This window comes from Amycolatopsis acididurans (assembly GCF_012328925.1).
GTDB classification, from domain to species: domain Bacteria; phylum Actinomycetota; class Actinomycetes; order Mycobacteriales; family Pseudonocardiaceae; genus Amycolatopsis_E; species Amycolatopsis_E acididurans.
The window spans coordinates 628,448-643,453 of the sequence record NZ_JAAXLS010000002.1 but is presented as its reverse complement, the minus strand read 5'-3'; the positions used below and the strand labels follow the sequence as shown (position 1 = coordinate 643,453).

Here is a 15,006-nt window from a genome sequence, read left to right as displayed (position 1 = left end):
TTCGGACTCGTCGGCACCGCTTTCGTGCATAGGTCAATCATTGCTCAGGGCAAGCGTTAACCGGATCCGGTTAAATATGCCTAGAGCAAGTGTTGCATACTGCAATGGTGTCTGCAGGTGTTTCGAAGAACAACAGTGCCGCCGGAGTGCCCGTTCCCGCGTACCAGCCGGTCGCTCGATGGTTGCGGGAGAGCTCGACCGGCCTGATCGCGCTGGCCGTCGTGATCGGGGCCGGTTCCGGAGCGGGGGCCGTCGCGTTTCGCTGGCTGATCACCTCGTTCACGCGGTTGTTCTCCGGGCACCAGGACTACTCGGCCGCGGGTGGCCAGGCGCACCCGTGGTTGCCGGAACTCGGCCCGTGGTTCCTGCTCATCGCGCCGGTGCTGGCCGGGCTGATCTACGGGCCGCTGGTGTACCGCTTCGCGCCCGAAGCCCGGGGACACGGCGTGCCCGAGGTGATGTACGCCGTCGCCGAACGCGGCGGCCGCATTCCGGCCCAGGTGACGGTCGTCAAGGCGATCGCGTCGGCCATGTGCATCGGCTCGGGTGGGTCGGTCGGCCGTGAGGGCCCGATCGTGCAGATCGGCTCCGCGCTCGGTTCCACGCTCGGCCGCTTGACGCGGCTGCCGGAATCGCGCCTGCGGGTGCTGGTGGCCTGCGGCGCGGCGGGCGGGATCGCCGCCACCTTCAACGCGCCTATGGCCGGGCCGTTCTTCGCGATGGAACTGATCCTGCGCAACTTCGCCGTCGAGTCGTTCGGGGCGGTGGTGCTCTCCAGTGTGACCGCGAGCGTGGTCGGGCGCGCGGTCTTCGGCAACACGCCGTTTCTCGCCCTGCCGCCCTTCGCGCTGCGCAACCCCGTCGAATACCTGCTGTTCATCGTGCTGGGCGTGGTCGTCGGCGCGTGCGGGGTGCTGTTCACCAAGGTCCTGTACTGGATCGAGGACGCGTGCGACTGGATCTGGCGCGGCCCGGAGTGGCTGCGGCCCGCCGTGGGCGGTCTGCTGCTGGGCGGCCTGCTTCTGCTGCTGCCGGAGATGTACGGGGTCGGCTATCCGGTGCTGCAGAACGCCGTCGAGGGCGGATACGTCTTCGGCTTCCTGCTGTTGCTGCTGGTGGGTAAGGTCGTCGCGACCAGTCTGACGATCGGGATCGGTGGTTCCGGCGGTGTGTTCGCGCCGTCGTTGTTCATCGGCGCGATGGGGGGCACCGCGTTCGGCACCGCGGTGCACGCGTGGCTGCCCAGCGTGACCGCGTCGCCCGGGGTCTACGGGCTGATCGGGATGGGCGCGGCGTTCGCCGGGGCCGCGCGGGCGCCCATCACGGCGGTGATCATCCTGTTCGAGCTCACCGGCCAGTACACGATCATCCTGCCGATGCTGACGGCCATCGTGATCGCGACCGCGACCAGCAAGGCCTTGCTGGGACAGGACACGATCTACACCCTCAAACTGCGCCGCCGCGGCGTGGACATCGAGCGTTCACCGGAAGCCCGTCGCCTGGCCGGGCTCACCGTACCCGCGGTGATGGAAGCGCTGCCCGAGCCGTTGCCCGCGGAGACGAATCTCGCCGACGCCGCGCACGCGCTGGCCCTGTCCGGGCACGGGATCCTGCCCGTCGTCGGGGACGACGGGCGATATCAGGGCTGTGTGACCGCGCGGGCCGTCGCCGAGACGCTCGCGGCGGACCACAAGGCGACGGAGACGGTCGCCGACCTGGCGGAGCTGCCACCCCTGCTCACGCCGGAATCGTCACTGGCCGACGCACTGCCCGCGCTGACGAACGCCCCGGGCACCGGGCTTCCGGTGCTCTCGGCCGACCGCGAGCTGACCGGCTGGCTGACGCATCAGGCCGTGCTCGACGCCCTGAATCCGAGCACGGTGACCGCGGGCTGATCGGCCTATCGTGAGGCGCTGAACCGCCGCAGCCGCAAGCTGTTCGACACGACGAACAACGACGACAACGCCATGGCCGCGCCCGCGATCAACGGGTTGAGCAGGCCCGCCGCGGCGATCGGCAGCGCCGCCACGTTGTAGCCGAAGGCCCACCACAGGTTGCCGCGGATCGTCCGCAGCGTCGCGCGGGCCAGCCGGATCGCGCGGGGCACGACGTCAAGTTCGGTGCGGACCAGGATCACGTCGGCGGCGCCCAGCGCCACATCGGTCCCGGTCACCAGCGCCAGACCGAGGTCGGAGCGCGCCAGCGCGGGCGCGTCGTTGACGCCGTCACCGACCATCGCGACCGTCCGGCCCGCCGCCCGCAGTTCCTCGATGGCGGCCGCCTTGTCGGCGGGCAGCACCTCGGCGAGCACCTCGTCGATGCCGACCTCGGCCGCGACCGCGCGGGCGGTCGCGGCGTTGTCGCCGGTCAGCATCACCGTGCGCAGACCCAGCTCGGCCAGGTCCCGCATCGCCTCCGCCGCCCGGGGCCGGACCGTGTCGCCGACCGCGATCAGCGCGATGGCCGCGCCTTCGCGGGCCACGGCCACGGTGGTGCGCCCGGCGCCTTCCCACTCGGCCCTGGCCTCGTCGAGATCGGCGGGCAGTGTGATGCCGTTGTCCGCGAGCAGGCGCACCGACCCCACGAGGACGTGCTGACCGTCGACCGTGCCCTGCGCGCCGAGGCCTGGCAGGGCGCGGAAATCACCGACCGCCGGGACTGCGCCGCAGGCCGCGACGATCGCCTTCGCGATCACGTGCTCGGACGCGCGTTCGACCGCTCCCGCCAGGCGCAGCGCCGCCTCCGGTGTCGTGTCCGCGCTCGCGCGGACCCCGGTGACCGCGACTTCGCCGGTGGTGAGGGTGCCGGTCTTGTCGAGCACCACGGTGTCGATCACGCGGGCCGATTCCAGCGCCTGCTGGCTTTTGAGGAACACACCCAGCTGAGCGCCCCGCCCCGAGGCCACCAGCAGGGCGGTCGGCGTCGCGAGCCCGAGCGCACAGGGACACGCGATGATCAGCACCGCCAGCCCCGCGCTGAACGCCCGTTCCGGCGATCCGGATGCGAACAGCCAGGCACCGAAGGTGGCCAGGGCGAGCGCGATCACGACCGGGACGAACACCCCGGACACGCGGTCGGCGAGCCGTTGCACCGCGGCCTTGTCGGTCTGGGCCCGCTCGACGAGGCGCACCAGCTGGGCGAGGTGGGTGTCGGCGCCGACGCGGCTCGCCCGGATGATCAGGCGCCCGCCGAGCGCGACGGTGCCGCCCAGCACCTGGTCGCCGGGGCCGGCCTCGGCCGGAATCGACTCGCCGGTCATCGAGCTGGTGTCGATCGCGCAGGCACCCGCCTCGACCTGGCCGTCGGTGGCGATCGTCTCGCCCGGGCGGGCCATGAACAGGTCACCGGTGCGCAACCGCTCGATCGGCACGCGTTCCTCGGTGCCGTCGTCGCGCACCACGGCCACGTCCTTCGCGCCGAGCGCGGCCAGCGCACGCAGTGCTCCGCCCGCCGCCCGCTTCGCCCGCGCCTCGAACAAACGCCCGGCCAGCACGAAGATCGTCACGCCGACGGCGACGTCGAGGTAGATCGAGCCTCCGGGACGCAGAACGAGCCCCCAGACGCCGTCGGTCGGCTGGTCGGCGCCGCCGTGCCCGAACATCGTGTAGACCGACCAGCAGGTCGCGGCGATGATCCCCAGCGACACGAGGGTGTCCATCGAGCTGCCGCCGTGGCGCGCCGCGGTGTAGGCCTTGTGGTGGAACGGCCACGCGCACCAGATCACCACGGGCGCGGTGAGCGCGAGCACGACCCATTGCCAGCCGGTGAAGCGCAGCGACGGCACGAGCGCGAGCGTGAACGACAGGTCGGCCATCGGCGCGCCGAGCAGCAGCGCCACCGCGAGCCGTCGCCACAGCTCGCGGACGTGCCGGGAAGCCTCGTCGTCATCGGTGTCCGGCCGGCCGCGCCGGACCGGCTTCGCCGTGTAGCCGGCCGCCTCGACCTGCTCGACCAGGACGTCGAGGCGCACCGGGGCGTCGGTCTCGATCCGGGCACGCTCGGTGGCGAAGTTCACCTGGGCCCGGACGCCGTCGAGCTTGTTGAGTTTGCGCTCCACCCGGGCGGCACAGGCGGCACAGGTCATGCCACCGATCGCCAGTTCGACCGGCTCGTGCTCCACGGCCGACGTCATGCCCGGCTCCTTCCCGCCGCTTCCGGCGTCACGCCCGTCAAGTGTTGCTCGGTGCAATAATTGGCTGGTGACCACCCCCCTCAGTTGGCACGCGCTGTTCGCCGCATGGGACATGCCGGTCGCCGCCGCGGTGCTCGTCGTGCTCGCCGCCGGTCTGTATCTGTGGGGTGCGCGCCGGGCGCGGCCCTGGCCGCTGGGCCGGACGGCGTGGTTCCTCGGCGGCCTCGTGGTGGTGGTCGTCGCGGTGGGCAGCAGCGTGAACGCCTACAGCGGCGTCCTGTTCTCCATGCACATGGCTCAGCACCTGCTGCTGATCGCGGTCGCGCCCACCTTGCTCGTCCTCGGCCGTCCGCTGGCGCTGCTGCACGCGGCGCTGGGGGAGCGGCCGGTGCTGGATCGGGTGGTGCGCCTCGTGACCCATCCGCTGCCCGCGCTCGGCGTGTACGCGGCGGTGGTGGCCGGCACCCACCTCACCCCGTTCCTGCAGGGCGCGCTCACGCATCCCGCGCTGCACGGGCTCGAGGAGGTGGCCTATCTCGTCGCCGGTTATCTCGTGCTGCTCCCGGTGCTGGGTGACTCACCGGTGCGGCCGCCGCTGCCGCCGGTGCTGGGGCTGGTGGTGTTGTTCCTCGGGATGGTGATCGACACCGTCGTCGGGGTCAGCCTGCTCATGACCCCGCACGAACCGTTCCCCGCCTACGCCGCCGTGGCCCGCGACTGGGGCCCCGGCCTGATCGAGGACCTGCACTGGGGCGGCGCGGCGATGTGGGTCGGCGGCGACATCCTCATGGCCGCGCTGGCGATCATCGTGATCGGCCGCTGGGTGAGTGCGCCCGATCACGGCAACGATCTCGGTCCCTGGCTCGAAGCGGCCCGCCGGTCCGCGCTCGGCAGCGAGGATTCCACCGCGGACGTGGACGACGACGAGGACGCGCTGCGGGCCTACAACGCGATGCTGGCGCGGCTGGCCTCCGGGCGGCGTCCCGGCGGGCGTGAGCCCCGCAGCTGAGGAGCGGCGCCGTCGGGAATCGTTGTACAGAGCAACACTTGTCGCATGCCACAAAACTGCACGATCAGGCGTGATAGTTGCTTTGCCGGCCCGTTGTTGTAAGCATGTCGTGTGCACGATCAATTATCGGCCGCGGAGCGCGACCTGCCGCCTGCCCGCGGTGACGCCGAGGCCTCGCGGAAGCGCCGCGGGCGCTGGCGGCGGGTGCGCCGCACCCTGTATGTGCTCGTGGGCCTGGCGGTCTTCGTGCCGATCGTGGCCTTCGTGGTCGCCTACTTCATGGTCGACGTACCGGATCCCAACGCGCTCGCGGCGAGCCTGAACCAGCCGGTCACGCTGTACTACGCGGACGGTTCCACGTTGTACACCAAGTCCGGCGCGGACAGTCACGCGCTGGCCACATGGGACCAGATACCGCAGGCGATGAAGAACGCGCAGATGGCCGCCGAGGACGAGACGTTCATGACGAACTCGGGCTTCGACCTCAAGGCGATCCTGCGCACGATCTGGAACCGCGCGAGCGGGGGCACCGGTGGCGGGTCGACCATCGGCCAGGAATACGTCAAGAACGCCACCGGCAACGACGCGCACACGCTGAGCCGGAAGTTCCTCGAGATGGTCGAGTCCTACAAGATGACCCGGACCTATTCCAAAGAGGACATCCTCACCGCGTACCTCAACACCGTCTATTTCGGACGCGGCGCGTACGGCATCACCGCAGCCGCCAGAGCCTTCTACAACGAGAACGTCGGAGCTCTGACCACGGAACAGTCGGCTCTGCTGGCCGGCATGGTGCAGCTTCCTGCACAGGCGAACGACGATGGCTACCAGCACCGCCGCTACAGCTACGTGATGGGGCGCCTGCTGGCCAACCACTGGATCACGCCCGACGAGTACGACTCGGCCTCCTTCCCCCAGCCGGTGGCGGATTCGGCGGGCACCGGCGGGACCGGGCCGGCGGATCGCCAGTACATCGTGTCGGAGGCCTTCGCGGAACTGGCTCAGCAGGGCTACCCGGAACAACGGCTGACCGAGGCCGGGGCGAAGATCCAGCTCACGATCCGGCCCGACGCCCAGCAGGACGCCGAGAACGCGGTGGCCAGGATCATGGCCGCGGACGAGGAGTATCCCGACGAGGGCAGCGCCCTGGTCTCCGCCGATCCGCGCACGGGCGAGATCCTCGCCTACTACGGTGGCGACGGCTCGACCTCCTACGATCTCGCGACCACGCCGCAGCAGCCCGGCTCGTCGTTCAAACCGTACGTGCTCGCGGCCGGCGTGCGGACGCAGCCGGACCGGATCGGCCTGAACACGGTCTACGACGGCAGCGACAACCAGACCATCGACGGTCAGCTGGTGCACAACTCCGATGGCGAAGGCGCGCCGCAGATCACCGTGAAGGACGCGATGACGCGCTCGGTGAACACGGTGTTCTACCGGATGGGCGCCGACGTCGGGGTCTCGGCCGTGCGCCAGGCGGCCTGGGACGCGGGCATTCCCAAGCGGATCACCCCGTCGCTGGGATCGTCGTTCGACTCGCTGCAGAACGACGATCCGCACACCGGCGACGGCACGGGCACGACCGAGCTGGGCATCTCCATCGGCCAGTACCCGGTGCGGCCAGTGGATCAGGCGCAGGGATATGCCACGTTCGCGGCGAACGGGCAGTACGTCCCGCTGCACATGGTGGCGCGGGTGACCGACCGCGACGGCGCTGAGCTGTACCACTTCGCCACCGCGCCCAAGGCGGCCTTCAGCGAGGACCCGGCGACGAACTCGGCGATCGCCGCCACGGTCACCCAGTCGATGACCGACGTCGCTTCCTCCTCCGGGGACGAGCTCTCCGGTGGCCGGCCGACCGCGGCGAAGACGGGAACGGCGCAGCTGGGCGACACCGGGCACAACTCGGAGGCATGGATGGTGGGCTACACGCCGCAGATCGTGACCGCGGTGTGGTTCGGCAACGTGCGACAGCCGTCGGCGATCTACGGCAACTACCACAACGGCATCGGCAAGGAACACGGGTACGACGTCTACGGCCGCGAGGAGCCCGGCTACATCTGGCAGGCGTACATGGACAGCTACCTCGACGGCAAACCCGCCGAACCCTTCCCGGGCGCGCCCGACCTGACCACCCCCACCACGACGTCCGCGCCGACGAGCGACAGCCCGCCCCCGTCCACCGACACCCCGACCACGACCGAACCGCCGACGACAACGACGACCGAGCCCAGCACGAAACACCACCCGACGACCACCACCAGCCCGAGCTGCCTGCTGGACTGCCCCACCTCGACCGGCACGAGCACGTCGCGGCACGGCCCGCCCACGGGCTAGGGGCGGGCGAACCGGCCGCACGACGCCGTGAGCACCGAACCCGCCTGAACCGGGGCCCGCCCGTCAGTGGTGATCCGGATCGGTGCCGCGGATCTTCACGCCCGGGCGCCAGCCCAGGAGCCGGGAGATGCCCAGGCCGCTGGCGATCACGGACGGGAGAACGGCCTGTGGTTTCACCGACTTCGCGCGCACGACCACCGACAGCGCCGCGACGACGCGGCCTTCGCCGTTGACGATGCGGGTGGCGACCGATTCGGCGTCCGCGGTCAGCTCGCCGCGTACGGTGGCGGCCCCGGTGCGGCGGCAGCCGGCGATCTGCTCGCGCAGCGCCGCCGGCGAAACGACGCTGTTCGGCGTGTACCGCCGCAACTCGCCGGACAGCACGGTCTCGATCAGCCGCGGGCCGGCGTGGCTGAGCAGCACCTTGCCCACCCCGGAGCAATGCAGCGGAAGCCTGCCGCCGACCCGGGAGACGAGTTCGGGCGCGTCCGGCGCGGAGAGCCGCTCGATGATCACCGCCTCGTGCCCTTCCAGCACCGCGAGCTGAACGTGCTGATGCAGCGCCGTGTACAGGTCCTCCAGGAACGGTTGTGCGAGGTTGCGCAGCGGTTCGGTCAGCGGGGCCAGCGTGCCGAGCTGCCACAGCCGCAGCCCGACGGTGAACCGGCCGTCGGGCCGTCGCTCGAGGGCGCCCGCCGCGGTCAGCTCGCCGGCCAGACGCCGGACGGTGGCGTGCGGCAGGCCCGTTCTGCGCACCAGGTCGGCCAGGCTGAGCGCGCTGCGCCCGGGTTCGAACGCGAACAGCACGTCCAGCAGGCGCGCGCTGACCGTCCGGCCGGGCTGGCTCGTCCGGGGCATGCGAACCAGCGTGCCGCAACGCCGATGGTCATTCAATGGCCATCCTCGTCCGCCCGCCTCCGCGGTCGGGCAGCATGCGGAGGATGGAGATCGCCATCGTGGGCGGCGGAATCGGTGGCCTCGCCGCCGCCGCGTTCCTTCGGCGCGCCGGCCTGCCGAGCACGGTGTACGAACAGGCGCCCGAGCTGAGGGAAGTCGGCGCAGGTCTCGTGGTCGCGCCGAACGCGGCGCGGTTGCTGCGGCGGCTCGGGGTGCTGGAGGAACTGGTGCGGCGCGCGGTGCGGCTGGACGTCGGCTGGGAGTTCCGGCGCTGGCAGGACGGCACGGTGCTGTCGGCCGAGAATCTCCAGGCGTGCGAAGGGCTTTACGGCGAGCAGACCTACACGGTTCACCGGGCGGACCTGCTCGAGGCCATCGCGGCGGCCGTGCCCGAGGGCACCGTCCGGCTCGGCGCGCGGTGCGTGGCGGTGTCCGGGCAGCGGCTGCGCTTCGACGACGGTCAGGTGACCGAGGCCGACGTCGTGATCGGCGCCGACGGCATGCACTCGGTCGTGCGCCACGCACTCACCGGCTCACCGGCGCCCGTGTACTCGGGGCTGTGCGCGTTCCGCGCACTGGTCCCGGTGGACGCGGCGCCGCCGTTCGCCCTCCGCGACGCGCAGACGCTGTGGATCGGGCCGGACCACCACCTCGTGCACTATCCGATCTCCGCGGGAAAACTGGTCAATCTCGTGGCCTTCGCGCCCGCCGGGGACTACTCGGTCGAATCGTGGACGGCGACCGCGACCGTCGAGCAGTTCCTCGCCGAGTTCGAGGGATGGGATCCGCGACTGCGCGACCTCATTCGCGCCGGCGGCACACCCGGCCGCTGGGCGCTGCTCGACCGCGCGCCGCTGAAACGGTGGAGCCACGGGCCGGTGACCTTGCTCGGCGACGCCGCCCATCCGATGTTCCCGTTCTTCGCGCAAGGCGCGGCGCAGGCCATCGAGGACGCCGCCGTGCTGGCGCGGTGCCTAGCCGCCGACACGACCGATCCGGCCAGGGCGCTGGCGCGCTACGAGGCACTGCGCATCCCGCGGACCACCCGGATCCAGCGGGTCAGCCACGGGCGCTCGCACCTCAACCACCTGCCGGACGGGCCGGAACAGCGGGCCCGCGACGCGGCTTTCGGCGACAGCGATCCGTTGGTGGCCAACGGCTGGATCTACGACTACGACCCCGACGAGGAGGACTGAACGATGGGCGACAGCCAGCGGGCCCGCGAGCAGGCGCTGACCGAGGAGGTCCTGGCTTCCTTCGAAGACACCGCAAACCCGCGTCTGAAGTTCGTCATGCAGGCCCTGACCCGGCATCTGCACGCGTTCCTGCGCGAGGTGCGGCTGACCGAGCAGGAATGGGCCCGCGCCATCGATTTCCTCACCGAAGCCGGGCACATCACCGACGACAAACGGCAGGAGTTCGTGCTGCTCTCGGATGTACTGGGCGCGTCGATGCAGACGGTGGCCATGAACAACGAAGCCGGGCAGAACGCGACCGAAGCGACGGTGCTGGGCCCCTTCTTCACCGAGGGTTCGCCCGAAATCCCGCTCGGCGGCGACATCTCCGCGGGCGCGGCCGGGCAGCCGTGCTGGGTCGAGGGCACCGTCACCGGCACCGACGGAAAGCCCGTTCCCGGCGCCCGCCTCGAAGTGTGGGAGTGCGACGAGGACGGCTTCTACGACGTGCAGTACCGCGACGATCGCGTCGCCGCGCGCGGGCACCTGTTCACCGACGACGAGGGCGGCTACCGGTTCTGGGCACTGACACCGGTGCCGTATCCGATCCCGCACGACGGCCCGGTCGGCGCGCTGCTCGAGCAGGCAGGCAGGCCGCATATGCGCGCCGCGCACCTGCACTTCAAGGCGAGCGCGCCGGGGAAGCGGACGCTGACCACGCACATTTTCGTGCGCGGCGACGAATACCTGCACTCCGACGCCGTTTTCGGTGTGCGACAGTCGCTGATCAGGGACTTCGCCGTGCAGCCGCCCGGTTCTCCCACTCCGGAGGGGCGCGACCTCGGCGACGCCACGTGGGCTTCGGCGCGGTTCGACATCGTCCTCGCCGCGCACGACCGGCCGTAGATCCACCACATTTCTCGACTCGGAGGTTGGGCTTTCATGGGCGCGCTCAGCGACGACACCGGCACGCTGAAGTTCGTGCACACCTACGGGGCGGGCCTGCATTCCGGCGACGCCGACCCCGACGTGGACGACCCACGCTGGCAACAGCGGCAGATCCAGGATTTCGTCGAGTTCGCGGTGCTGGCCGAGGAACTGGGGTTCGACGGCATCACCGTCACCGAGCACCACGCGCCGCTGATGACCTGCCCGTCACCGCACCTGCTGCTGGCCGCCGCGGCGGTGCAGACCAGCCGGATCCGGCTGGGCACCGCGGTGACCGTGCTGCCGCTGCACAGCCCGCTCCGGGTCGCGGAGGAAGCCGGGATGCTGGACCTGCTCAGCGACGGCCGGTTCGAACTGGGGCTGGGACGCGGCGTGCCGGGCGAGGCGCAGATCGCGTCCGGCCGCGACCTGACCGACGGCGAGCTCAAACAGGCCTGGCTCGAAGGGCTCGCGGTCGTGCGTCTCGCACTGACCGAGCGGGACTTCACCTTCGACGGGAAGTTCTTTCCCGTCACGCGTCCCACGACGATCGCGACCCGTCCGCTGCAGGACCCGCTGCCGGTGTGGCTGGGCGGCGCGAGCCGGGAGACGATGGGGCTCGCCGCGGCGCACGGCTGGAACGTGATGCGCAACTTCGGCTCGGACACCGAGCACCGCGACGCGCTGGAGCACTACGTGAAGGTCGCCGCGGAGCACGGGCATTCCCGGTCGGGAGCCAACATGCTGCTCGAACGGTTCGTCGCGATCGGCGAAACCGAGGACGAGGCCGAGCGCAATCTCACGCATCTGGCGCGGGCGTTCGGGCGGTTCCGCTCGCTGTACGCCGCCGGGGGCAGGCGGCCCGTCCCGGCCACCGACGGCGAGTTCACCGTGGACAGTGCGGCCGCTCGGAAGAACCAGCCCGCCATCGCGATCTCGGGCACGCCCGGCCAGATCGTGGACACACTTGCCCGGACGGTCGAGGCCACCGGAGCGCGGCGGCTGCTCGTCGAGACGTTCACGCGCGAGGAAGCGAGGCTCTTCGCCGGCGAAGTGATCCCGGTGCTGAAGGCCCGGCGACTTCCGGACGCGCACCAGGCCTGACACTGCCGTGAGGAAAGTACTTGCCTGAGTAGAAAGAGACCTGATACTTTCCTCTTAGGCAAATACTTTCCGTATCGGGCAGGAACCATGGTGACCACCGTGCACGAGCCAACACCGGAAGAGGCGAAAGCGGCACTGCGCGCGGTCCACGAGGGCAAGGAGCAGGTGATCAAGTCCGCCGTGGGGTCCCGGTGGATGTGGATCGCGGGCGGGCTGGTCATCTTCCTCTACAGCACGGCCAACGACCTGTTCCCGGCGGCGCAACCCTGGCTGGGCTGGCCGGTGGTGGTGGTGTGCCTGCTGCTGGCCCTCGGGCTGCGCACCCGGGTGGGGGGCGCTTTGTTCGGCCAGCGGGTCGCGGTGTCCAGCCGCAGCCTCTCGCTCTCCCTGAAATGGCGGCTGCTGCGTATCGCGCCGGTGTTCGCCATCGCGATCGTCGTGCTGCTGCTCGTCGGGCTGCTGCACCTGTCGCACGCCGGCATCTACTACGGTGCGCTGGCCGGGCTCTATTTCGTCTTCCTCGGCCCCAGGTTCAGGCTGTGGCTCCTGCGCCGGCAGGACAGGACCGCGTAGTGGCCGAGCTCGACCAGTTGCTGCTGGACCCGACCAGGCTCGCCATCGTCTCCCTGCTCGCCGCCGCCGAATGGGCCGAATTCGGATTCGTGCGTGACTCGGTGAACCTTTCCGACTCCGCACTGTCCAAACAGGTCACCACACTGTCCAAGAACGACTACGTGGAAGTCCGGAAAGGCTACGTCGGCAAGCGGCCACGCACCTGGCTCAACCTGACCGGCACCGGCCGGGAGAATCTGGCCCGGCACATCTCGGCCCTGCAGGCCATCGCCGAGAAGGCCCGGTCCGACGGCGCCCGGCAGCCCCGCGAAGGACGTGTCCGCTGATCTCACCAGGGCGCCAGGACCAGCGGTTGTGGCGCGGCGATGGCATCGTGCACGATGAACGGTGGCCGGTGCAGCGCCGGACTCGGCCGGAGGGAACGTCGGATGACCAGCGTCGGGCAGCCAGGCCGGGGCGTCGCGGACCTCCGGGGCCGTCGCGTGCTCGTCGTCGACGACGACGCCCGGGTCCGCACCTTGGTGAGCTGGCAACTGGAGGCCGACGGCTTCGCGGTCCTGGAGGCACCCGACGGGCAACGTGCGCTGGAGCGCATCAGGCGTGACCGGCCCGACCTTGTCGTCCTCGACCTGTCGCTGCCCGGAATCGGCGGACTCGACGTGCTGCGCCGGGTCAGGGAGTCCGAGCGGGCCGAAGGCACGGCGGCACTTCCGGTGATCGTGCTGTCCGGGCGCAGCGGGGAGACCGACCGGATCGTCGGCCTCGATCTCGGCGCCGACGATTACCTCGTCAAGCCGTTCTCGCCGGGCGAGCTCGCGGCGCGGGTCCGCTCGGTGCTGCGCAGAGCGGGCGGCGCACCGGCCGTGACGGTGGCCGACCAACGTGGCCTCGCCATCGACTTCGCCGCGCGCGAGGTGGCCGTGCGCGGCAGGCCCGTCGATCTCACCGCGAAGGAGTTCGACCTGCTGGCCTTCCTCGTGCGCCACCCACGGCAGGTCTTCACCCGCGCGCAGCTTCTGGACCACGTGTGGTCGGCGAATCCGGAATGGCAGGGCGAGGCGACCGTCACCGAGCACGTCCGGCGCCTGCGGCACAAGCTCGAAAGCCCCGGCGAGCGACGGTTCATCCGGACCGTGCGCGGCGTCGGCTACGCGCTGGAGCGCTGATGGAGGCCATCGGATTCCCCCAGATCCTCGACGACGCGCCGGGCGGCCTCGCGCACGACGACACCGTCGCCCTGCTGCGCCGTCAGACCGCCGTGCTCGAACGGATCGCGGCCGGCGCCCCGCTGGCGGAGGTGCTCACCGAGGTGGTGACCGCGTTCGAGGACCTGGTGCCGCGCTCGCGCTGCTCGATCCTGCTGCTCGACGCCGCCACCGCGACGCTGCGGCACGCCGCGGCCCCGTCGCTGCCCGCGGACTACTCGGCGGAGATCGACGGCCTGCTGATCGGCCGGGAAGCGGGCTCCTGCGGCTCGGCCGCCTACCTCGGCGTGCCCATCGTCGCCGAGGACATCGCCTCCGACCCGCGCTGGGTCGCCTTCCGCGGTGCCGCGGGACGCGCCGGGTTGCGGGCCTGCTGGTCGACGCCGATCCGGGGCCGCGCGGGCGTGCTCGGCACCTTCGCCGTCTATCACGACACACCGCACCGGCCGTCCCTTCGGGAGGAACGGCTGGTCGACCAGCTCACCCATGTCGCGTCCGTCGCGATCGACCACGACGGCCTCTTCGGCGCGCTCGCCGAGAGTGAGGAGCGGTTCCGGCGCGCCTTCGAGGACAACGTCGTGGGCATGGCGCTCACCGACGTCGGCGGCACGGTCGCACGCGTCAACCACGCGCTGTGCGAGCTGCTCGGCTGCTCGGAGTTCGAGCTCATCGGCGCCCGGCTCGACACGGTGCTCGTGCCGGCCCGCCCGCTCGAGGGCCGCGCGTTTCCCGCCGAGTACGAGGCGACCGCGCGCGGCAGCGGCGGACGCGAACTCGACCTGCTCGTCACGGTGTCCCCGGTGCGCGACACGCACGGCGCCACGGTCCGGCTGTCGGTGACCGTCCTCGACGTCACCCAGCGCCGGGCGGCGGAGGCCGAGCGGCGGCGCCGCCACGAGGCCGAGACCGCGCGCAGCGCCGCCGAGGTGGCGAGCAAGGCCAAGACCGATTTCATCGCCGCGCTCGGCCACGAGCTGCGTACGCCCCTGCAGGCGATCACCGGATTCACCGAGCTCCTCGGTGAACTCGACCTGTCCCGGCAGCGGCGCCGCGCCGCGCTGGAGCACATCGACTCCGCGTGCCGGCACATCCTCTCGCTCGTCGACGACGTGCTCGACGTGTCCCGCATCGAGGCCGGCGCCCTGTCCCTGCATCCCGCCGACGTCGACGTCGACGCCGTGGTCGCCGAGGTCGTCGCCCTGCTCGAACCGCTCGCCGAGGCCGAGCGGGTGACCGTGCGCCGGTCGGGCCGCGCGGGGACGGTGTTCGGCGATCCGCGCCGGGTCACGCAGGTGCTGCTCAATCTCGTGGGCAACGCGATCCGGTACAACCGTGCCGGGGGAGCCGTCGACGTCGAGGCCGCACGCGCGGGCGACCACGTCGTGGTGGCGGTGCGCGACACCGGCGCCGGCCTCGCGCCCGAGCACCTGGAACGGTTGTTCGTCCCGTTCGACCGGCTCGGCGCGGACCGTGACCAGGGCGTGGGGCTCGGGCTGCCGCTGGCGCGCGGGCTGACCGAGGCCATGGACGGCACTCTTGACGTGGTCAGCGCACCGGAGGAGGGCACGACGGTGACGGTATCGCTGCCCGCGCGTTGTGCGTCCATTGAGAAAACGTTGCGCCCGATGTGATCCCAATCACCCACGA

The 15,006-nt window shown here is 71.2% G+C and carries 12 protein-coding genes; 10 read left to right on the top strand and 2 right to left on the bottom strand.

Features of this window, described 5'->3' with window-relative positions; all coding sequences use genetic code 11:
* Positions 1-107: 107 nt before the first annotated feature.
* Positions 108-1,895, top strand: coding sequence for a chloride channel protein (locus tag HFP15_RS06475; protein ID WP_312871486.1), 1,788 nt, complete (start codon positions 108-110; stop codon positions 1,893-1,895).
* A 5-nt stretch (positions 1,896-1,900) separates the two neighbouring features.
* On the opposite strand, the gene HFP15_RS06470 is transcribed toward HFP15_RS06475, so the two are convergent.
* Complete coding sequence (locus HFP15_RS06470) at positions 1,901-4,132, bottom strand: heavy metal translocating P-type ATPase (RefSeq protein WP_168512396.1); 2,232 nt, start codon at positions 4,130-4,132, stop codon at positions 1,901-1,903.
* Positions 4,133-4,199: 67 nt separating this feature from the next.
* Between HFP15_RS06470 and HFP15_RS06465 the strand changes: the two genes are divergently transcribed.
* Both HFP15_RS06465 and HFP15_RS06460 read left to right on the top strand, forming a co-directional pair.
* The gene (locus HFP15_RS06465) at positions 4,200-5,141 is read left to right on the top strand and encodes a cytochrome c oxidase assembly protein (RefSeq protein WP_168512394.1); all 942 of its coding nucleotides are present in this window, start codon (positions 4,200-4,202) and stop codon (positions 5,139-5,141) included.
* A gap of 111 nt (positions 5,142-5,252) precedes the next feature.
* The gene (locus HFP15_RS06460) at positions 5,253-7,478 is read left to right on the top strand and encodes a transglycosylase domain-containing protein (protein WP_168512392.1); all 2,226 of its coding nucleotides are present in this window, start codon (positions 5,253-5,255) and stop codon (positions 7,476-7,478) included.
* A 63-nt stretch (positions 7,479-7,541) separates the two neighbouring features.
* Here HFP15_RS06460 and HFP15_RS06455 read toward each other — a convergent pair whose 3' ends face one another.
* Positions 7,542-8,336, bottom strand: coding sequence for an IclR family transcriptional regulator (locus HFP15_RS06455; RefSeq protein WP_168512390.1), 795 nt, complete (start codon positions 8,334-8,336; stop codon positions 7,542-7,544).
* 83 nt (positions 8,337-8,419) lie between these two features.
* On the opposite strand from HFP15_RS06455, the gene HFP15_RS06450 reads away from it, so the two are divergent.
* The 7 genes from HFP15_RS06450 to HFP15_RS06420 all read left to right on the top strand — a co-directional run bounded on the left by HFP15_RS06450 (position 8,420) and on the right by HFP15_RS06420 (position 14,990).
* Positions 8,420-9,571, top strand: a complete 1,152-nt coding sequence (locus tag HFP15_RS06450) for an FAD-dependent monooxygenase (protein ID WP_246271394.1) — start codon at positions 8,420-8,422, stop codon at positions 9,569-9,571.
* Positions 9,572-9,574: 3 nt separating this feature from the next.
* The gene (locus tag HFP15_RS06445) at positions 9,575-10,456 is read left to right on the top strand and encodes a hydroxyquinol 1,2-dioxygenase (RefSeq protein WP_168512388.1); all 882 of its coding nucleotides are present in this window, start codon (positions 9,575-9,577) and stop codon (positions 10,454-10,456) included.
* Positions 10,457-10,492: 36 nt separating this feature from the next.
* On the top strand, positions 10,493-11,581 hold the full coding sequence (locus HFP15_RS06440; RefSeq protein WP_168512386.1) for an LLM class flavin-dependent oxidoreductase: 1,089 nt from the start codon (positions 10,493-10,495) through the stop codon (positions 11,579-11,581).
* A gap of 90 nt (positions 11,582-11,671) precedes the next feature.
* Positions 11,672-12,154, top strand: coding sequence for a hypothetical protein (locus tag HFP15_RS42590; protein WP_246271393.1), 483 nt, complete (start codon positions 11,672-11,674; stop codon positions 12,152-12,154).
* Positions 12,154-12,480, top strand: coding sequence for a winged helix-turn-helix domain-containing protein (locus HFP15_RS42585; RefSeq protein WP_168512382.1), 327 nt, complete (start codon positions 12,154-12,156; stop codon positions 12,478-12,480). Before HFP15_RS42590 ends, HFP15_RS42585 begins: the two co-directional genes overlap by 1 nt.
* Before the next feature lie 102 nt (positions 12,481-12,582).
* Entirely contained in the window at positions 12,583-13,320 is a 738-nt protein-coding gene (locus tag HFP15_RS06425; protein ID WP_168512380.1) for a response regulator transcription factor, read from the top strand.
* A complete protein-coding gene (locus HFP15_RS06420; protein ID WP_168512378.1) occupies positions 13,320-14,990 on the top strand; it encodes a sensor histidine kinase in 1,671 nt (556 codons plus the stop codon). Before HFP15_RS06425 ends, HFP15_RS06420 begins: the two co-directional genes overlap by 1 nt.
* Positions 14,991-15,006 lie beyond the last annotated feature (16 nt).